The following is a 20,599-nucleotide window of genomic DNA, read 5'->3' as shown; positions in this document are numbered from 1 at the left end:
TGTAAAAATCCCATTAAAAGAGTATTTGTATTAATGCTTTTTCACGGAAAATTTGTTACAATGAAAATGCTTACATAGTTTTTAAAATATAATTGTAAGAAGGGATGGGAATAAGATGAACATAGGGGTTCCACGAGAGATAAAGAACAATGAAAATCGTGTAGCAATGACTCCAGCTGGGGTGCTGTCGCTAAAAGGAGCAGGACACGATATTTTTATCGAGACTGGAGCGGGACTTGGCTCGGGCTTCACTGATGAACAGTATGAGGATGCAGGAGCAATTATCGTTGGTAGTGCAAAGGAAGCTTGGAAACAGGAAATGGTTATGAAAGTAAAGGAACCACTACCTGAGGAATATGATTATTTTTATGAAGGACTTATTTTATTTACATACTTACATTTAGCAGCAGAGCCTGAACTAACAAAGGCCATGATTGATAAAAAAGTCGTAGGGATTGCTTATGAGACGGTTCAATTAGAAAATAGAACCCTTCCATTGTTAACTCCTATGAGTGAAGTAGCAGGAAGAATGGCTGCTCAAATTGGAGCCCAATTCCTAGAAAAATCAAAAGGTGGAAAAGGCGTCTTACTAGCTGGAATTCCTGGGGTAAAACGTGCCAAGGTAACAGTTATTGGTGGTGGAGTTGTTGGAATGAATTCAGCAAAAATCGCTGCTGGCTTAGGTGCTGACGTTACAATTATTGATTTAAATCCTGACCGATTAAGACAATTGGACGATATTTTTGGTTCCTCTATTAATACAATGATGTCGAATCCATTAAATATTGCAAATTCTATTGCTGAGTCTGACTTAGTTATTGGTGCAGTTTTAATTCCTGGAGCACGCGCACCAAAACTAGTTACTGAAGACATGGTCCAAGCAATGTCAGAAGGATCTGTTATTGTTGATGTTGCGATTGACCAAGGTGGTATCTTTGAAACAAGTGACCGAATTACTACTCATGATAATCCAACGTACACAAAGCATGGTGTTCTTCATTACTCAGTAGCCAATATGCCTGGCGCTGTTCCAAGAACATCAACGATTGGTTTAACAAATGTAACGGTACCATATGCGTTGCAAATTGCGAATAAAGGCTACAAAAAAGCGTGTAATGATAATGCAGCTCTAAGAAAAGGAATCAATACAGCAGATGGTTATGTAACCTATGAAGCTGTAGCTGAAGCACATGGCTTAGAATATGCAGACGTTTTTGATTTACTATAAATGAGAGAAGAGGTTGACCTGGTATAGGATCAGCCTCTTTTTAATTTGTAAGAAATGAGAGTATTAACTCTTTTATTTTGAGCAATGCTAGAAATTGTTGTCCAGTAGTAACACTGATGGTCAATATACTATTCGTCAGCAGGATTTTAAGGATATTTATCGAATACATACTATAAAATTAATTAGAAGGAGTGGTTATCAATGAAGGTTTCTTATCATGGACATTCTGTTGTTAAGGTAAAGACTGACTCGCATACGATTTTGATTGACCCGTTTATTTCGGGGAATGAAGCGTGTGATTTGGATGCTAGTAATGTGGAGGCCGATGTCATTTTATTAACGCACGGACATAATGATCATGTCGGTGATACAGTAGATATCGCTAAACGTACCGGTGCGCTAGTCGTTGCACCTAATGAATTAGCTGTTTATTTAGGTGGGAAAGGGATTAATACACATCCAATGCATATTGGTGGTTCCCGAGAGTTTGACTTTGGGAAAGTGAAGTTTACTCAAGCGTTCCATGGATCCTCTTATAGCGAAGAGGATGGTACGATCGTTTACACCGGAATGCCTGGTGGAATTTTGTTAACTATAGAAGGGAAAACAATCTATCATTTAGGAGATACGGCATTATTTACGGATTTAAAAATGTATGGGAATATGAATGATATTGATTTAGCATTTGTTCCAATAGGTGATAACTTCACCATGGGACCAGAAGATGCGTTAGTTGCAGCAGACTGGATTAAATCAAACGTCGTTGTTCCAATCCATTACAATACATTCCCAGTAATCGAGCAGGATGCTGAGGCTTTTGCTAGTAAAGTGAAGACTGGCGAAGGAAAAGTGATGGAGATTGGGGAAGAGATGGAGTTATAAAGAAACGTGAGTCGATGAGCTCACGTTTCTATTTATCAGGTACATAATTCCACTTATGAACAGGTATTGATTTTATTTGGGTTAACTTGAATACTGCTTTTATTATCAATGAATCCATTACAAATAGCGTCACCTTTAATTATTATTAGAGATTGTGGTTGAAGATAAATGTTCCCGTTTAATTTAGCGTTCCCATCTATAGTTAACATAGTAAATTGAGGCATTGTGATATTGCCATGTATTATAACATCTCCACCAATTGAAATTTCAGAGACAACTCTCCCTTTCCTGTCTAGTATAATATTATCGTTAAACGTTGCATCACCATCTATTTGTAACTTAGCATTAGGTGACAACGTTACATTTCCATAGAAAATTCCATTCCCCGAAACGTTAAGATTTGAATTTTCCTCAATATTAATGCTGTTAACATTTTCTGTAGAATAGAAGTTATTATTTACGTTTAGGTTAACTTGAGGATTCAGTAAAAGATTTCTTGAAAAAGTTGCATTATTTTCAACTGTATAAATAGAAGGTGATCCACAAAGGGGATTTAGAATAAATTCTACAGTAGGTGATCGTGTTTTTGTGAAATTTGGATTTCCTTCAAAGTTGCATTGAAAAGTGAATAAAACATCATAAGAATCTCCACCAGGCTCTTCAACTTCGTCATGTTCATGAACTAGTTGGATATCCTTAGTATATTGATTGGATTGATTTATCAAGGTTGTTTCAATTTTTGTAGTACTTGTTGCTATTTTAATTATTAAAGGACTTTCAGTGTCCACTTCCATACAAGTATTACTGTTAGCTCCTGAAAATGTATTTCCATTGTTTTGAAAAGATGCCTCACTAATATTTGTATAGGTTATTTGTAATTCTTCGATGCTCAACTGGTTATTTTCATAACAAATCGTTAAGTTATTATCTCTATATTGCTGCCTAATCTCATTTATAAGTATATTTAATTCTTGTTTCGTAGATATTTGCTTTCTAATATTATCTTCACTATTAAATATTTGGAGAATGAGAGTGGAAGTAAGTGTAATAACTATAGAAAAAAGACTCAAGGTAGCTAGTAATTCAATTAGAGTGATACCTGCCTGTTTTTTTAAAAAAGAGAAGGACATAAATTACACATCCAATCCATAAAAATGTGTGTTTATATCCTTCCCTAGTATATTTAATTTATATATAGTTATTATTCAACTGGACAATCGCTGAGGTCGTCAAGTGTTTCTACACGACATACAGATATTCCAGATAATTGGGGGGCAGAATACGTTCCGGTAGTAAATAGATTTTTAGTTATTGAGATATTACTGTTTGGATGAAAATTTATATTACCGTCAACATACATATTTTCGGTAATTGTTATACTACCCTTCCCTAAATGTATATTTCCTATTATAAAAAGATTATCAGCATAAATATGGGTGTGGTTTTGGATTGTTAAATCTCCAAATATATATAGGTCCTCAACTATAAATTCATTTATGTGGTTATGTAATCTTAAACCATTCATGAAAGCAGCATTTTTTTCAAAAGTTATTACGTTACAACCGTTTTTTGAATTCCCATTTTTGGTATTAACATAATCAATAAACTTAGTATCCTCTGTGAAAATAATACAAAGATTCTGGTCGTCACCTTCAATATAGTCATTAAAATCTTCTTTGTCGGAATCTGTTTCGTTTTGGAGCATGTTAATGTTTTTGGTTATTTTTAATCTTTTCTTTTCCCAAGTACTGCTAACTTCTGTTCCAGTATCTGATTTTACTTTAATAGATAGTGCTTGGGAGGAATTATGGTCATTTATGGTAATGCATTTTTTATCATCAGACAGTTCCCCAATACTGTTTTCTTCGATAGAAAAAGATGGAAAAGCATCATCTATACAAATGCTACTGTCTTTATCATTATATTGTGATTTTAAATCAGATAATACAATGTTCGCAACTTGTGTAGAAGACACTTGCCTACTTACTGTTTCCTCATTTCCCATAATCTGAAAAATTGTAGTAGAGGATAATACAATAACAATAGCGAATAAACTTATTGTTGCGAGTGACTCTACTAATGTCATCCCATTTTCTTGTCTAAATTGTCGAAATATCATGTTTATCACATCCGATATAATGGTATAATTGGGTAAAAACGTAGACAGGGAGTGAACTCAATGTATGATAAAAAGAACTTGATTAATAATTATGGGTTTACCCTTATAGAAATTATAGCATCAATTGCGATTTTAGGCATGGTTATTATGGTGCTTTTACCAATTATTCCACAGATTGCTCTATGGAATAACAATGCTGATGATGAATTGGTGGCTAGTAACTTATTAGGACAAATTGCTTATGAAATAAAAAATGATTCTACTGTTCATATTTACAGTGAAGATATACAATTATGTTCCAACTCTTTTACTACAATTCCGGTAGAAAATCCCAAATATAACGTTCAATTAAAAGTTTGTTTAGAAGAAGATGTGGAACTATATCGTACGTATATTCAAATTTTTCATCCTGAAAATAACCGACTACTTAGTGAATCCTATACATATGTCGCAAAAAATGAGGGTGAAGACAGTTGAATTCATTTAAAAATGAAACTGGTGCAGCGTTAGTTTTAACAATAATGATTATTACTTTGTTTCTGTTATTCTTGATGACGTTGTTCTTTCAAATTACTAATACCACTAAACAAATAACAACAATAGAAGAAAACCTAGTGGCAGAACAAATTGCCGAAATGGGTGTAGATTATTACCATGCTTACATCGAAAAAAATTTACCGGATACAATTTCTGATATAGAGGAATTGGACATATCTTCAGGTGTATTATTGAATCATGAAGTTGAATTAGACGATAATTATTCATTTTTTATAGATACAACATCCATAGATGAGGAAGCAAACAAGATATATTTCACTGTAACCGCAGTAATTGATAAGGCTAAAGGTAAACAATCAAACACTAATTCAACTATTACTATCAATGTAGTAGGAAGTGAAAGTGAGGAATAAAGAATGCCAAGAAAAAGACTTGGGGATCTGCTTCAAGAAGCGGGTTTAGTAACTGAAGAACAAATAAATGAAACACTTGAAAATAAAAAGGATAACCAAAAATTAGGGGATTCATTGTTAGAGCGAGGCTACATAACTGAGCGACAACTAATAGAAGTGCTGGAATTTCAATTAGGAATACCACATGTATCACTATACCAATATCCAATAGATGAACGAGTACTAGGATTTGTGTCACGAGAATTTGCACAAGATAATGTAATAATGCCTCTACGTATTCAAGAAAATGAAATGATGATTGCAATGAAGGACCCCATGGATTATTACGTTATTGACGATTTAGAATTGTCTACTGGTCTAAGTATTTCTCCAGTCATAGCGACTAAAGATGATATTTTGTATGCCATTAACAAGTATTACTATAAAAATGATGGAGAGATGACTACTGAGGAAACAGCAGATACTGTAGATGAATCACCAGTTATTAATTTATTAGATCAAATTTTGACAACTGGGGTACAGCTAAAGGCGAGTGACATTCATATTGATCCACAAGAAGCAGCAGTTAATGTTCGTTATCGTATTGATGGTCAACTACGCTCAGAGAAGACGATACCTAAACAGTTACAAAATTCCTTAGTAGCTAGAATAAAAATTCTTGCTGATTTAAATATTACACAAACGCGCTTGCCACAAGATGGGCGTATTAAGACAACAGTTGGAGTAACTCCGGTTGATTTGAGAATATCGAGTCTACCGACAGTACACGGTGAAAAAGTTGTTATTCGAATCTTGGATTTAAGCAGTGCATTATTGAAACTGAGTGAATTAAACTTCTCAGAACAAAACAAGGAAAAGTACAAGCATTTGATTTCTCAGCCATCAGGATTAGTACTCATTACAGGGCCAACCGGTTCAGGGAAAACTTCTACTCTATATGCATCTATAAATCAAATGAATGAGGAAAATGTTAATATCGTGACAGTTGAAGATCCTGTTGAATACCAAATGGAAGGTGTAAACCAAGTGCAAGTAAATAGTGCAGTAGGTTTAACATTTGCCAACGGACTACGCTCAATCCTTAGACAAGACCCAAATATTATAATGGTTGGAGAAATTCGTGACCAAGAGACTGCAGAAATAGCCATTCGCGCCTCTTTAACAGGTCATTTAGTTTTAAGTACATTGCATACAAATAGTGCACTAGATGCTATTCCTCGTTTAACGGATATGGGAATTGAACCATACTTAGTAGTTTCTTCACTAAATGGCGTTGTCGCACAACGTCTGGTACGAAAAATATGTAGAGATTGTGTAACAGAAAGAGAACCTACAGTAATGGAGAAAGAGATTTTTTACTATAACGGTGTTGATGTCGAAACCGTTTCATATGGTAAGGGTTGCAGTAGTTGTCATCACCGTGGGTACAGAGGAAGAATTGCCGTACATGAAGTAGTAGTTATAGATGACACAATTAAGACTATGCTATTAAATAATCGCTCTATTGGAGACATAAGAAACTATGCCAAACAGGATGGTATGCAATTTCTAATTCATGATGGGTTAGAGAAAGTTAAACAAGGATTGACAACTATCGAAGAAATTATGCAAGTTTCTATTAGTGTGTAAGGGGGGATATATATGAAAGATCAATTTGAACAATGGCTAAGAGATGCATTCTATACTCAAGCATCAGATGTACATTTAACTATTGGAAAGGCCCCTATTTTTCGTATCAATGGAAAATTAATTGAACAGGACTATGAAAAGTTAAAACCTTCAGATACAAAGGAAGTTGTCAAGTCCATTATTCCAGAAGAACTTTGGCTTAAATTAGAAGAAAATAGAGAATTGGATTTTTCGTATGGAATCACTGGAGTGTCTAGATTTAGGATTAATACTTTCTATCAACGTGGTGAGTTGTCATTAGCTATAAGAATTGTGCCGACAAGAATCCCATCGATAGAAGAATTGCACTTGCCAAGAATTTCAAAGGAAATAATGGAAAAACCTCAGGGGTTAGTTTTGGTAACTGGGCCAACAGGTAGTGGGAAAAGTACTACATTAGCTTCAATGATAGATTTTATGAATCAAACGATGCAAAGGCATATTATTACTTTAGAAGACCCAATAGAGTATATCCATAATCATAAGCAGTCGGTTATTGACCAGCGTGAAATAGGATTTGATACCAATAGCTTTGTAAATGGATTAAGGGCAAGTCTACGTCAAGATCCAGATGTCATATTAGTTGGTGAAATGCGTGATTTGGAAACTATTTCAACAGCTATTACTGCGGCTGAAACCGGACATTTAGTGTTGGGAACATTACATACTACTGGTGCTGTTTCAACGATTGAGCGTATCATTGATGTATTCCCCGCAGAACAACAGACTCAAATTCGAATTCAATTATCATCCATTTTAAATGCTGTTATCTCACAAAGATTGATGATAACAAAAGATGGTACTGGTCGTCGTGTAGCAACTGAAGTATTAATGAATACATCTGCTGTAAAAAACCTCATCCGTAATGAAAAATTACATCAAGTCCAAAATGTCCTTCAAACAAACAGGGAGCAAGGAATGCATACATTAGAAATGGACCTAAAACAACTATTGCAAGAAGATGTGATTTCATACGAAACAGCTGCTCCTTTTATGCAGGAAAGGGGTTACTAAGAAGATGAATTATCAATATTCTGGTAGAAGGTTATCAGGTCAAAAGATTAAAGGGACCATTGATGCAGATTCAAAAAAGGAGGCACTTGAAGAATTAGAGAAGAGTGGACTAATAATCTTTAATATCGATGAAACGAAACCTTGGAATAAAGATATTATTATAAACAAACGAATTAAAAATGAGGATTTCGTTATATTTTTGAGGCAATATGCAACACTAATTCATGCAGGTATCTCCATTTCAGATGCAACAAAGACGATGAGCCAGCAAACGACAAACTATGCTTTACGAACAGCTTTAGATGATATTGACAAGCAGTTGGACCAAGGTCAAGCATTATCTGCTGCTTGTGAGCGACATCCTAAGGTGTTTCCACCACTGTTGATTAATATGATTCATGCAGGAGAAGCAGCTGGTAAATTGGATGATATACTAAACCAAATGGCAGACTACTATGAGAAAGAACACAGAAACAAACAAAAATTAGTGTCCGCTTTAATGTACCCAAGTGTGGTTGGAGTAGTAACTTTCTTCTTAACTGTCTTTTTGTTAGTGTTTGTTGTACCTCAATTCGTAGGAATGTTCAATTCATTTGGTGAGGAAATACCAGCCTATACACAATTTGTATTAGATTTAAGTGAGTTTCTAGGTGCTTATTGGTGGATAGTTGTAGTTGTATTTATTTTAGGTCTCATTCTTTATAAATATTTGGTACAAAATGATGCAGTTGCTTACCAGATAGATAAGATGAAATTAAAAATTCCGTTTCTAGGTGTTTTGATTCATAAAGGAGCATTGGTGCGCTTTACATCAACTTTAAGTACACTTGTAAATAGTGCTGTTCCTATTCTACAATCTGTTGAAATTACGGAAAGAGTAGTAGGAAACCGTGTAGTTACGGATGTTTTGAGTCGTTCAAGAAAATCGCTAGAAACAGGAGAGTCATTGGCAAAACCAATGAAAGATCATTGGGTATTCCCTGCTTTAGTTGTACAAATGATACAAATAGGTGAGAAAACTGGTACGCTTGATCATATGCTATCAAAGGCAGCTGAGTTTTATGAGGAAGAATTGGACCAGTTATCCAATCGTATTAAAACTTTAGTGGAGCCATTAATGATTATTATTTTAACTGTAATAGTGGGTGGAGTAATTGCAGCAGTTGTTATCCCGATGTTCTCTTTGTTTGAAAATATTCAATAATATTATATAGATATTTGTCTAATTATGTTTTATAATGAGCTTATAGGACAAACGGAGGATATGATGACTGTTTATCCATATTTGAGCACTTGGGTCATTGAGTAATTAGTGCAACCGACAACTAGTCTTAAACACATATAAAAATAATATAATAAAAAGGTGGGAATAAACATGTTAAAAAAGTTAAAGAAGAAGTTCAAGCAACAGAAAGGGTTCACTCTAGTAGAACTCTTAGCAGTAATTGCTATTTTAGGTATTATTGTGGCAATTGCGGTGCCGACTATTGGGAATATTGTGAGCAACTCTGAAGAGGATGCGCTAAAAGCAAATGAGGAATTAATTACGAATGCTGCAAGATTGGCTCATGTCAGTGGTCTTACATTTAGTAATAATGATACAGATGTAGATGTAGATAATGTTACGGATGCTGGTGATGACAACTATTATACTGTAGACCACTTAGTTGACGCTGGTTTTTTGGATAGTGTTCCTGACGCAGTAGGTAACAATGGAAGCTATGATAATACTTATGTCAAGGTTGTTGAGGACGACGGAACTGGCGGAATTAAATTTGAATTTAACCAAAATGCTTCTTCTTAAAGTTATAAAATATAGTAGAGCGCCCTATGTGTATTATTAAGCAAGGGCGTTTCTCTGTAGAACTATATGTTTGATGAGGAGTTATATTATTAATGATAATCTATCTCGTATTACTTGGCCTCATCTTCGGATCCTTCTTCAATGTCGTAGGGCTACGTTTACCTAAAAATTTACCTTTCACCAATGACCGTTCCTATTGTCCGCATTGCAACCACACACTAGCTTGGTACGAACTTATTCCAGTCTTTTCATACATAATTCAATGTGGGAAATGTAGGAATTGCAAAATCAAAATATCCATTCAGTACCCATTGATAGAGTTCTTAACAGGATTATTGTTTGCATTTAGCTATATAACATTTGGATTTACAATTGAGCTAATTGTTTCACTTTTATTTGTGTCTATGTTGGTCATTCTATTAATAACAGATATTAAATACATGCTAATTCCGAACAAAGTACTACTCTTTTTCCTGCCATTTTTTATTGTCCTTCGAATAGTAGAACCTTTGGATCCATGGTGGTCTTCAGTGGTTGGTGGAGTATTTGGTTTTGTTCTTCTTGCTTTTATTATACTGATTAGTCGTGGTGGAATGGGTGCAGGTGACATGAAGTTGTTTGGGGTACTTGGGATAATTTTAGGGATGAAGGGTGTTTTATTAGCATTCTTCTTGGCATGTATTATAGGTTCGATAGTAGGTGTAATTCTGCTTAAGTTTAAAATAATAGAGCGAAAGCAGCCAGTTCCATTTGGACCTTATATAGTCGTTGCCAGTCTTATAACGTATTTTTATGGAGCAGCACTAATTCAATGGTATTTTAATCTTATATCATAAGTAGGTGATAGCATGGGCTTATTTGGAAATGGCAGAGTAAATATAGTTATCACGAATCGAGTTTTACGCTATTCTTTTCATAAAAATCCTTCTGTTGATGGTATGGTTTCACACGGTGAGGTTAAGTTACCAGAAGGAATAATGAAGGATGGAATCATAACGAATAAAGCTGTCTTTGAAGAAATAATCCATAAACTAGTAAAGGAAAATAAATGGAGACGAAAAAAAGTCTCCTTCAGTGTTCCGGATGATACAGTAGTTATCCGTCAGTTGAAGGTACCTGCATCTTTAACGAAGAATGAGGCAATGGGCTATATAAAGACACAGATTGGAAATAGCGTCTATTTACCTTTTGCAAATCCAGCAATTGCATTAGATTTTCTTGACACTATTGAAGAAGAAAATAGAAATGTTCTTTTATACGCATACCCAAAAGAAAAAATTGCTACATTAGAAGATGTTTTTGAAAATAAAGGGTTAGAACCAGTAGTTGCAGACCTAACAACATTATCAGTTTATCGCTATTATTATCAGAATAAACAAGCGGATAAGCAACATGTTTTATTAATTCATTGGAATAAGGATGCATTGGTTCTTTCTGCATTCCAACATGATAAAGCTATCTTTACTAGACATATGAAGACAACTACAGTCGAGGAAAATAGTGAAATTACAAAAGAAACCGCACATCAGATCATTGATGAATATATGATTGAAGTGAATCGGATTATTGATTTTTATCAATACTCCATTACAAAAGGGCAACACCAAATTGAGTTGTTAATTTTATCAGGTGATTTTCCTTATCTTAATGCTGTTAGAAAGAATTTACAAGAGACCAGTTCGATCCCAATTCATGAGTTTCCAGAAGACAAGGTACCAGTAAAATATGCTGATGTTCTTGGCCTTGCACTCAAGACGGAAACATAAGGGGGCTAACGATGAATACTGAAATAAACTTTCTAGAAAGACAGCCCAAAAAATATGTTATACCTCTTGTACTTGGAATCACTTTTTTATTATTTTTAGCCGTTGCAATTGTAACGCTATATTATCAACAGCTTCTGTATGATCGTGCGATAGAAAATGAGGAAAGACGTTTAGGCCAAATAGAAGAATTATTAGTAGAACATAGTCAAGAAACAGCCACCACGCAACAACTTCGGGATATTCAGAAGTCAATTATATCTATCCAAGAAGATTCTATCCCAAATGTTGCATTGTATCGGAATGTATTAGGGTTATTAACTTCATCAGATCAGTTATCCAACTTCACATATTCAGGGGCAAATCAGTTTGTTTTAGAAGCTAGTTTTGCTGACTTGGAGTCTGTAGCTCAATATGTCGGAACATTATTGGAGCAGGCTTATGTAACAGATGCAACATTATCAAGTGTTACAAGTGCAACTGATGCTTACCAAGCTACCCTAACTTTTAATATTGATGTAGATTTGTTAAGAGAGGAGCTTGGTAATAATGACTAAATGGACAAAAACAACGAACTATATCTTTATCGGAATTATACTTTCGGTAGTTGTAATCTATGGGATTAGTTATTTAACGATTTTAAAACCATTACAAGAAGAGTTGGTTAAGGCAGAAGAACAAGCTGATTTATTTGAAAGTAGTTATGAATCGATTATTAATCAAACCGATGATGAAATTGGTGAGGACTTAGAAAACGTTACTGTCCAAGTACCGAATGCTAAGTCCCCAGATAATGTTCTAATTAATTTTCAGAAAATCGCTCAGACATCAGGTGTTTTGATCTCTTCTATCACTTCAGGAGGCGGTACAATGGCTGATGAAGATGATGATGATAACACTTTAAATAGTACAAGTTATTCCTTGGAAGTGTCTGGAGATAATTTAGAACAAATTAGTAATTTTTTAAACGCGATACTAAATAGTGAGCGGCTCATGATAGTTGAAAATCTCAATATATACCAAGCCGACGAATATGCAGCTTTATCCTTATCAGTCACAACCTATTACTCCTCTTTTTAATCGTATAGAACGATGGACTCAAGTTCTTAATTTTGTGTTAGGGCATATCCTATATAGTAGAGAAGTTTTCTGGGACAAGATACTATGTGTCCCCGTACCTATATTAAGGAGTGATATTTATGCCACATTATGCCATTCTTAGGCTTCTACTCGCTGGATTTTTTCTTTATTTCGCCTGCCCTTTAATCCCTGAGGCTACAACAACTTTAGAGTACTACTTCTGGGGTGCTTGGCTTGTGTTTTTCTTATTAGTTTTTGGGGCAAATCTTGCTACACTATTACGAATGACAAAGCCTCCTGTAATGGAACAGGAAGAGATTTTTGAGCGAGAAACCGATAATCATTGAGGTTCACCGTATTCAACTGTATAATATTAGGTAATACTAAGACTAGTACAGTTGAAAGTCGGTGACAACATGTCAACAAAACACGAACAAATTATTCAACATATTACTTCATTAAGTATTGGGAGTAAAATATCAGTAAGACAAATAGCTAAAACATTAGGTGTTAGTGAAGGAACAGCCTATCGAGCAATTAAAGAAGCAGAAAATATCGGACTTGTTAGTACCATCGAACGCGTTGGTACTATTCGTATTGAACGAAAGAAAAAGGAAAACTTTGAGCGCCTAACGTTTGCAGAAATAATTAATATTATTGATGGACAAGTTTTGGGTGGACGCGAAGGTTTGCACAAAACACTGAGTAAATTTGTAATCGGTGCGATGCAACTGGATGCTATGATGCGCTATACTGAAGCAGATTCCCTTTTAATTGTAGGGAACCGTGTGAAAGCACATGAATTAGCATTACAAGCTGGGGCTGCTGTTCTAATTACAGGTGGTTTTGATACCGAAGACTATATCAAAAAACTAGCAGACGAGAAGCAACTTCCGATAATTTCAACAGGCTATGATAGTTTTACCGTAGCTGCGATGATTAACCGTGCAATATACGACCAGTTGATTAAAAAGGAGATTGTTTTTGTAGGAGATATTGCAACTCCAGTCGAAGAAGCCCGCTATTTAAACACCGGTGATTGGGTTACAGATTGGTACCAATTAAATGAGGAATCGACACATACGAGATTTCCCGTTTTAGATGAGCAACAGCGAGTCGTTGGAATTGTGACATCAAGAGATATTATTGATAAAGCTAGAGATCTTCCGATCGAAAAAGTGATGACCAAAACCCCTATTGTCGTTCAGGAAAAGACATCATTAGCTTATATCGCTCACATGATGGTATGGGAAGGGATTGAAGTAGTCCCAGTTGTCAATCAATCACAAGTCTTACAAGGCGTTGTATCTAGACAAGACGTACTCAAGGCACTTCAACAGATTCAAAGACAACCTCAAATCGGGGAAACAATCGATGATATTGTTTCTAGTAATATGGAAGAAGTTGAGGGTGAAGAGACAGCTTATGAAGCAAAAGTCATTCCACAAATGACCAACCAGCTGGGAACTTTATCTAACGGGGTATTTACTAGTTTGGTAACAGAAGCGAGTAACCGATTATTGCAAAAGCTGAAAAAAGGTGAATTAGTAGTTGAGAACTTAACGGTATACTTTCTAAAACCAGTTCCAATTGATAGTGTAGTACAAGTCAAACCGTCTTTATTAGAGGCAGGACGTATGTACGCAAAAATAGATGTTGAAGTTTATGACGGGAAAGAACAAGTAGGAAAAGCACTACTCATGGCACAAATCATGGACAGATAATAAGAAAAGCTCAAGCGCTAGAGCTAGACATCACTGAAATTACTTACCTATTAAAAAAGCTGACTAGTAACCTAGTCAGCTGGATTTAATCGTCTATATTCACTTCGATAATGCTTCGTTTCCTTCCAACCTCTAACGGCTTGTAAGACACCTAGAACAAGGAAGACTAATCCTACAAAGAGCGAAAGTTGTGTCTCATAGAAAACGTACTGATTAATTGCAAATGCAGAGATAAATAACCCAAGACAAATTCGGGATTTCGCGTTAAAATATCGTTGAGTTAAACTATCCTTTGATTTTAAAATAGCAACTTTATAATATACATACATTACAAGTGAAAGTACGATAATAATTGGAAAAATAATCATAGAATCTACTCCTAGTTTGAATTTTGAACAAGCAATGCTGATACTATGTAGATCGTTAAATGTGCCTACTAGGCTATTGTAGCTTGTTTTTCATTATTTGACTAGTAAGACCTATGACGATTTTAGTACATATAAGGAGCAAATAAATATGGCAGTCAAAGAGATTATTCAAGAAATTAAAGATAACGATGTAATTATCATTCATCGGCATGTACGTCCTGATCCAGATGCACTTGGTTCCCAAGCAGGTCTTAGAGCCATTATTAAGCAAAGTTTTCCAGAAAAACAGGTGTATGTCGTTGGAGATGAGGATCCATCTCTAGAATTTCTCGTTAGAATGGATGAAGTGGAAGATAGCTTGTATCAAGATGCATTAGTTATTGTATGTGACACAGCAAATACGGCGCGTGTCGATGATGGCCGATACGATCAAGGGAAGAAATTGATTAAAATTGATCACCATCCAAATGTAGACCCATATGGAGATATTAGTTGGGTAAACACGAATGCAAGTTCTTGTAGTGAGATGATCTATGAACTATATGTAGAGGCAAAAGAACATGGTTTTGTGATGAACGATGAAGCTGCTCGTTTGCTTTACGGAGGAATTGTCGGAGATACAGGCAGATTTTTATTTCCAAGCACAACGAAAAAGACTTTGCAATATGCAGCAGATTTAGTAACGTATGATTTTGACCGTACAAGCTTATATGACGGTATGTATAGTGTGAAACATAATATCGCGCGACTACGTGGTTATATTTTGCAAAACTTTACGTTAACTGCAGATGGCATGAGTTCCATTAAGCTAACAAAAGAATTGTTGGATGAGTATGGTGTCGATTCGATTCAATCTGGACAATTAGTTGGGGTGTTAGGTGATATTGAAGGAATCAAATCATGGGTGTTTTTCATTGAAGAAGATGATCAAATCCGTGTTCGCCTTCGTTCTAAAGGCCCTGTTATCAATGATTTAGCTGCCAAATACAACGGCGGTGGACATCCAATGGCGGCTGGAGCGTCTGTCTATAGCTGGGAAGAAACAGAATCTGTAATTAGTGACTTAGAAGAAATTTGTAAAAACTATACGGATAAATAAAGACAAAAATTAAGTACTGATTTCTTTTTCAATTGGAAATCAGTACTATTTATGTGATTTGTCTATTTGGACTAGGTTCGAGAATGTTCATTTTAGCTGCTCTTACTTTCCTTAAGTGGTATGAACCAGCATCCTTCAGTAGTTTCATCGATGTATACATTTAGTCCTTTACGATAAATTTCTCTTTTGATTAGTCTAATGAGTTCCTGTGATTCAGCATAAGCCGTATAGCCGTTTAGCAACTGATTAATTTTCCGATCACGCATTTGACTCTTGTTTAGAATTAACATTTACAACCACTCCTTCCATATATTATATTAGTAAGGTATCTGTACTATTCCCCTCACTTATATTTTACACCACGAATGACGCAATCTCTACAATATATGGAAGGTTTCAAGAAATGTTCATACTTCTAATGCTAGTTGGAAAGCTCTGCTTCAACCACTATTTTCACTTGTTTTGCAATCGTTATTTGTTTTACTTCAAAGGCGTAGCTAAAATCATCGACCTTAAAATTCTTATTTTCAATGGATGAAATGATTAAAGCACTACTCTCTGTCACGATATTCACATCTTCCCCAATAATTTGGTCGACTTCTTCTTTGACGAGTTCCTCTAGCTGGTGGGTGATTAATGAATCGAGTTTTAGTTGTTCGGCGTTTACAATAGTCATTTCAATCTCCTCAACAGCGATCGGTTTCTTGGATTGCTCATCTAAGTTAGCATTATTTTCTTCTAAGGTTTCTATTCTTTTCTCAGCATTTTTTAACTCAGAATCTAGCTTTGTATTTTCCTCTAACAGTTGTCCATACATGCTTCCATACATGTAAATGACCACAAAATAGGAGATTAGTCCACCAAAAAATACACCTACAAAAAATCGCTGCCAACCGGGCTTCTTATAGTATGGTGGTATGTGCATCTATGTCACTTCCTCTTGGATGAGCCAGCTGATCATTAACATCGCAGCTTTAACTCCTCCCATTGCAGAAACGATAAGTAATACTTGTTTAAATATATCAAGTGCTGAACCGTTAGGACCAAGACTTTTTTCCAAGTTTTCAATGGCATCGAATGTACCGCCAATTGCGGCAACAATCGCCCAGATTCTTAGTTTTTTAGCTAGCCTTCCCATTTCAGTGAAGGGAGGTTCTCCTGTTGCAAAGGCACCAATACTACCAATTAACGTGCCACCTAAAATAACACCAAGTGCTATAAAAAAACAATGGATTAAAGATGCAAAAAACCGTTCTTCCATAATAAGCGCCCCTTAAGCATCATGTACTTCTATCATTCTATGATGGAAATGGACGAGTTATGTTTAAAGGTCTTATTGAAGATCTACACAACAGATCAGAGCCTAACTAATATACATCCCCTAGGTGATTTCGCTATAATGAAGATAGAGAAGGTAGAGGTGGGATACGATGTCATTTACCCATTTACAAGTTAAAAGTGGTTATTCGTTAATGAATAGTACAATTACAATAGAAAAATTAGTGAAACGAGCTAGTCAGCTACAATATAATGCTCTAGCCTTAACAGATGAGAATGTATTGTATGGAGTTATACCATTCTACAAATTATGCAGGCAATATGATATTAAACCAATCATCGGCATGACAGTAACCGTCATCAACCAAGATGAAACGAGAGAAAACTGTGTACTTTTAGCAAAAACTAATCTTGGTTACCAGCAATTAATGAAATTGAGTACGGATATTCAAACTAATCAACTTGAAGGAATCGAAAAAGAAAAACTCCATTTATATAGGGAAGATGTAATCTGCATTTTACCTGTAGAAACCAGTAAACTTAAAACGTTGCTCCCGACTGTTTCTTATGATCAGGTAGAAAGCTATATGCAATCTTGGGAGTCCATTTATCCTCATGATGATTTGTACATTGGTATCCAGAAAAATGGACAAGAACATGAATATCAGGTACATACAGCATTGAAGGCATACCATGAAATCTATCCAAGGAAAGTTGTAGCGATTCATGATGTTCGTTATTTAAAAGAACAAGATGCCTATGCATATGATTGTCTTCAAGCAATGGGACATGGTGAAAAGTGGAAGCCTCAAGAACCAAATCCTGCTATCTCCCAGCTTCATTTACGATCTCAAGACGAGATGCAGCAAGCATTTGGGGATTTCTGGCCAGAGGTACTAGTCGAAACAGATGCGATTAAAGAAAAATGTCATGTTGAATTTGATTTTGATAAGAGGATGATTCCTTCTTATCCAGTACCTGAAAATAAATCAGCTCATCAATATTTAGAAGAAATTTGTTGGCAAAATATTCAAAAGCGTTATGAGGAAATTACCGATGAAGTGAAGGAACGTCTCTCCTATGAATTAGGTGTCATTGAATCGATGCAATTTAGTGATTATTTCCTAATTGTTTGGGATTTTATTAAATATGCAAAGGAGAATAAAATTGTTGTTGGTCCTGGAAGGGGATCTTCAGCAGGTTCGATTGTAGCTTATGTGTTACAAATTACTGATGTGGACCCACTGAAGTATGATTTATTATTTGAGCGTTTTTTAAATCCTGAACGAATCACGATGCCGGATATTGATATTGATTTCTCTGACCAAAGGCGAGATGAAGTGATTAGCTATGTACGAGAGAAATATGGACAAGAACAAGTGGCGCAAATTATAACATTCGGTACGTTTGCTGCTAGGTCTTTACTTCGAGAACTGATTAAAACACTAGAAATTGACCAGCAAGACGAATATTTTATTTTGAAAGAGATTCCAGCCCAGTCATCTAAAACATTGACGGAGCACATAAAAGATTCAACGGAACTATCGAACTATATTAAACAGTCGAATCAATTAAAAACGCTCTTCCAAATTGCAATTGTATTAGAAGGGATACCAAGGCATGTTTCTACTCATGCTGCTGGTGTAGTAATTAGTGAACAGTCTTTAGTGAATCATGTCCCTCTTACAATTGGTTCTCATGATACGAGATTAACCCAATTTTCGATGACTGATTTAGAATCGATCGGTCTGTTGAAAATTGATTTCCTGGGATTACGGAATTTAACGTTAATCGAACGGATTATTCAATCGATTCATTTCACTAGTAAGAATAAATTAAATTTAGAAGATATTCCGGAACATGACTTAGATACATTTTCTCTATTAAAAAAAGGTAAAACAAATGGTGTGTTCCAATTAGAATCAGAAGGGATGAAACAAGTATTAACTCGTTTACAACCGTCTCGTTTTGAGGATATCGTTGCTGTTAATGCCTTGTATCGTCCAGGTCCTATGGATTTTATTCCTGTTTATATTAAAAGAAAACAAGGTTTGGAAAAAACAACTTACCCACACCCAGATTTGGAACCTATATTGAAACCAACGTATGGGGTACTCGTCTATCAGGAGCAAATCATGCAAATAGCAAATCGAATTGCAGGATACTCATTAGGAGAAGCAGATATTTTAAGGAGAGCAGTGAGTAAGAAACAACAAATAATTATGGACCAACAGAGAGAACAATTTATTAATGGTTGCTTAAGAAATGGATATACACAAAAGGTAAGTGAAGAGCTGTTTGCTTGGATTGTTAAATTCTCCAATTATGGTTTTCCAAAAAGTCATGCGGTGGCGTACAGTAAAATTGCTTATCAGCTAGCTTATTTAAAAACACATTATCCAAAGAGTTTTTATGCCGAATTAATGAGTTCAGTAGCTAATCAACAGGATAAAATTCACAGTTATATGAACGAAATGAAGCAATTGGGATTGGAATTACTTCCACCTTCAATTAATAAAAGCTACGGCAAATTTGCAGTTGAACCAAAAGGAATCCGTATGGGCTTAATGTCGATTAAAGGTATTGGGAATCAAGCCGTTAAAGAGATCATCCAAGTACGTAAAGATGGTCCATTTAAAAATTTATTTGATTTTTGTTTACGAGTATCCAATAAGTTGATCAATCGTGCGACATTGGAGCTGTTAATTTTAGCTGGTGCTTTTGATGAAACATATAAAAATCGTGCTAGTTTATTGGCTTCCATTGATCAAGCGATGGAACAAGGAGAACTATTCCGAGAATTTACGGATCAACCAAGTTTATTTGAGAATGAATTAGAGTTAGAGGCAAACTATATTGATATTGAGGACTTTAGTCCAATTAAAAAGCTAGCAGATGAAAAAGAACTGATGGGAATTTATTTGTCGAGTCATCCATTAAAGCAATATCGCTCAAAATTACGTGAGAATGGTTTTATTTCCATAAATCGTGCATTTGATTTAGTTGGTAAGAAAAATACAAACACCGTTGTCATTATTCAATCGATTAAAGTCATCCGTACGAAAAGAGGGGACCAGATGGCCTTTCTTGTCATTGGAGATGAGACTGGTGAAATGGATGCTGTGATTTTTCCTGATTTATATCGTGAGGTTAAGAAGTGGTTAAATGAAGAGGCCATTGCCGTACTTAATGGAAAAGTGGAAGAAAGAAATGGGAAAAAACAATGGGTGATCCAACAAGCAGAACAATTTGAAGAGAATAAGTTAGTTAAAGTACAAAAGGAACGTTTATTTATAAAAATAACAGACGAAACTAATGATGTCGCTCTAAGTTTTATTAAAAAGGTAGCTAGTTCGTATCCAGGAAGCACACCAGTAATCATTTATCATGCAGAAAAAAGGCAAACATACAAATTAGCAGCAGACTATTCTTTAGAACCGAACTATGCTTGCTTAAAACAACTATATGAATTTTTTGGAAGAGAGCAAGTTGTACTACAAAAAATTGAATAGCAGAATGAATAAAGGCAGTGACTCCGTCGGACAGAACGTTTGGCGTAAAGGAACTGCCTTTAGTGAACAATAAGAAAAAACATACTAAAAATAAATTGTAGAGGTGTGAACGAATTCAATACTTTACAGGTCGTGTCCATTTGTTATAA

At 35.2% G+C, this 20,599-nt stretch carries 22 protein-coding genes; 16 read left to right on the top strand and 6 right to left on the bottom strand.

Features of this window, described 5'->3' with window-relative positions; genetic code table 11:
• The first annotated feature begins 115 nt into the window (after positions 1–115).
• Positions 116–1,228, top strand: a complete 1,113-nt coding sequence (gene ald / locus BUB12_RS04265; RefSeq protein ID WP_072888396.1) for an alanine dehydrogenase — start codon at positions 116–118, stop codon at positions 1,226–1,228.
• 201 nt (positions 1,229–1,429) lie between these two features.
• Positions 1,430–2,110, top strand: coding sequence for a metal-dependent hydrolase (locus BUB12_RS04260; RefSeq protein ID WP_072888394.1), 681 nt, complete (start codon positions 1,430–1,432; stop codon positions 2,108–2,110).
• Between the two features lie 53 nt (positions 2,111–2,163).
• Here BUB12_RS04260 and BUB12_RS04255 read toward each other — a convergent pair whose 3' ends face one another.
• Positions 2,164–3,240, bottom strand: coding sequence for a type II secretion system protein (locus tag BUB12_RS04255; RefSeq protein ID WP_072888392.1), 1,077 nt, complete (start codon positions 3,238–3,240; stop codon positions 2,164–2,166).
• A gap of 71 nt (positions 3,241–3,311) precedes the next feature.
• The gene (locus tag BUB12_RS04250) at positions 3,312–4,229 is read right to left on the bottom strand and encodes a PulJ/GspJ family protein (protein ID WP_072888390.1); all 918 of its coding nucleotides are present in this window, start codon (positions 4,227–4,229) and stop codon (positions 3,312–3,314) included.
• A gap of 60 nt (positions 4,230–4,289) precedes the next feature.
• On the opposite strand from BUB12_RS04250, the gene BUB12_RS04245 reads away from it, so the two are divergent.
• The 12 genes from BUB12_RS04245 (at position 4,290) to BUB12_RS04190 (ending at position 14,193) form a co-directional block, all read left to right on the top strand.
• On the top strand, positions 4,290–4,706 hold the full coding sequence (locus BUB12_RS04245) for a type II secretion system protein (RefSeq protein WP_072888388.1): 417 nt from the start codon (positions 4,290–4,292) through the stop codon (positions 4,704–4,706).
• Positions 4,703–5,140 carry a hypothetical protein gene (locus BUB12_RS04240; RefSeq protein WP_072888386.1) on the top strand — a complete coding sequence of 146 codons (438 nt, stop codon included), beginning with the start codon at positions 4,703–4,705 and terminating at the stop codon, positions 5,138–5,140. The genes BUB12_RS04245 and BUB12_RS04240 overlap by 4 nt, the downstream gene beginning before the upstream one ends.
• Before the next feature lie 3 nt (positions 5,141–5,143).
• On the top strand, positions 5,144–6,769 hold the full coding sequence (locus tag BUB12_RS04235; protein WP_072888384.1) for a GspE/PulE family protein: 1,626 nt from the start codon (positions 5,144–5,146) through the stop codon (positions 6,767–6,769).
• 12 nt (positions 6,770–6,781) lie between these two features.
• Complete coding sequence (locus tag BUB12_RS04230; RefSeq protein ID WP_072888382.1) at positions 6,782–7,822, top strand: type IV pilus twitching motility protein PilT; 1,041 nt, start codon at positions 6,782–6,784, stop codon at positions 7,820–7,822.
• A gap of 4 nt (positions 7,823–7,826) precedes the next feature.
• Complete coding sequence (locus tag BUB12_RS04225) at positions 7,827–9,026, top strand: type II secretion system F family protein (RefSeq protein WP_072888380.1); 1,200 nt, start codon at positions 7,827–7,829, stop codon at positions 9,024–9,026.
• A 171-nt stretch (positions 9,027–9,197) separates the two neighbouring features.
• On the top strand, positions 9,198–9,626 hold the full coding sequence (locus BUB12_RS04220; protein WP_072888378.1) for a type II secretion system protein: 429 nt from the start codon (positions 9,198–9,200) through the stop codon (positions 9,624–9,626).
• Positions 9,627–9,718: 92 nt separating this feature from the next.
• Positions 9,719–10,462: a prepilin peptidase gene (locus tag BUB12_RS04215; RefSeq protein WP_072888376.1), complete on the top strand. Its 744-nt coding sequence runs from the start codon at positions 9,719–9,721 to the stop codon at positions 10,460–10,462.
• 12 nt (positions 10,463–10,474) lie between these two features.
• Positions 10,475–11,392: a type IV pilus biogenesis protein PilM gene (pilM, locus tag BUB12_RS04210; protein WP_072888374.1), complete on the top strand. Its 918-nt coding sequence runs from the start codon at positions 10,475–10,477 to the stop codon at positions 11,390–11,392.
• An 11-nt stretch (positions 11,393–11,403) separates the two neighbouring features.
• On the top strand, positions 11,404–11,946 hold the full coding sequence (locus tag BUB12_RS04205; protein ID WP_072888372.1) for a hypothetical protein: 543 nt from the start codon (positions 11,404–11,406) through the stop codon (positions 11,944–11,946).
• Positions 11,939–12,469 (top strand): type 4a pilus biogenesis protein PilO, encoded by a 531-nt coding sequence (gene pilO / locus BUB12_RS04200; protein ID WP_072888371.1) that lies wholly within the window; start codon positions 11,939–11,941, stop codon positions 12,467–12,469. Before BUB12_RS04205 ends, pilO begins: the two co-directional genes overlap by 8 nt.
• A gap of 119 nt (positions 12,470–12,588) precedes the next feature.
• Positions 12,589–12,816 carry a hypothetical protein gene (locus tag BUB12_RS04195; RefSeq protein ID WP_072888369.1) on the top strand — a complete coding sequence of 76 codons (228 nt, stop codon included), beginning with the start codon at positions 12,589–12,591 and terminating at the stop codon, positions 12,814–12,816.
• 69 nt (positions 12,817–12,885) lie between these two features.
• Positions 12,886–14,193 (top strand): DRTGG domain-containing protein, encoded by a 1,308-nt coding sequence (locus BUB12_RS04190; protein ID WP_072888367.1) that lies wholly within the window; start codon positions 12,886–12,888, stop codon positions 14,191–14,193.
• 71 nt (positions 14,194–14,264) lie between these two features.
• On the opposite strand, the gene BUB12_RS04185 is transcribed toward BUB12_RS04190, so the two are convergent.
• Positions 14,265–14,561: a YtpI family protein gene (locus BUB12_RS04185; RefSeq protein ID WP_072888365.1), complete on the bottom strand. Its 297-nt coding sequence runs from the start codon at positions 14,559–14,561 to the stop codon at positions 14,265–14,267.
• Between the two features lie 148 nt (positions 14,562–14,709).
• Here BUB12_RS04185 and BUB12_RS04180 point away from each other — a divergent pair, with 148 nt between their 5' ends.
• Positions 14,710–15,660 carry a DHH family phosphoesterase gene (locus BUB12_RS04180; RefSeq protein ID WP_072888363.1) on the top strand — a complete coding sequence of 317 codons (951 nt, stop codon included), beginning with the start codon at positions 14,710–14,712 and terminating at the stop codon, positions 15,658–15,660.
• Between the two features lie 92 nt (positions 15,661–15,752).
• Here the strand turns inward: BUB12_RS04180 and BUB12_RS04175 are convergent, their stop codons facing one another.
• The 3 genes from BUB12_RS04175 to BUB12_RS04165 all read right to left on the bottom strand — a co-directional run bounded on the left by BUB12_RS04175 (position 15,753) and on the right by BUB12_RS04165 (position 16,921).
• Positions 15,753–15,950 (bottom strand): YtzJ family protein, encoded by a 198-nt coding sequence (locus tag BUB12_RS04175; RefSeq protein ID WP_072888361.1) that lies wholly within the window; start codon positions 15,948–15,950, stop codon positions 15,753–15,755.
• Positions 15,951–16,081: 131 nt separating this feature from the next.
• Positions 16,082–16,585: a sporulation membrane protein YtrI gene (gene ytrI / locus BUB12_RS04170; RefSeq protein ID WP_072888359.1), complete on the bottom strand. Its 504-nt coding sequence runs from the start codon at positions 16,583–16,585 to the stop codon at positions 16,082–16,084.
• The gene (locus tag BUB12_RS04165; protein ID WP_072888358.1) at positions 16,586–16,921 is read right to left on the bottom strand and encodes a sporulation membrane protein YtrH; all 336 of its coding nucleotides are present in this window, start codon (positions 16,919–16,921) and stop codon (positions 16,586–16,588) included.
• A 169-nt stretch (positions 16,922–17,090) separates the two neighbouring features.
• Between BUB12_RS04165 and dnaE the strand changes: the two genes are divergently transcribed.
• Positions 17,091–20,450, top strand: a complete 3,360-nt coding sequence (gene dnaE / locus BUB12_RS04160; protein WP_072888356.1) for a DNA polymerase III subunit alpha — start codon at positions 17,091–17,093, stop codon at positions 20,448–20,450.
• Positions 20,451–20,599 lie beyond the last annotated feature (149 nt).

The organism is Ornithinibacillus halophilus (genome assembly GCF_900129485.1).
GTDB classification, from domain to species: domain Bacteria; phylum Bacillota; class Bacilli; order Bacillales; family Amphibacillaceae; genus Ornithinibacillus; species Ornithinibacillus halophilus.
The sequence above is the reverse complement of the archived record's forward strand: the minus strand, read 5'-3'. Positions and strand labels throughout refer to the sequence as shown.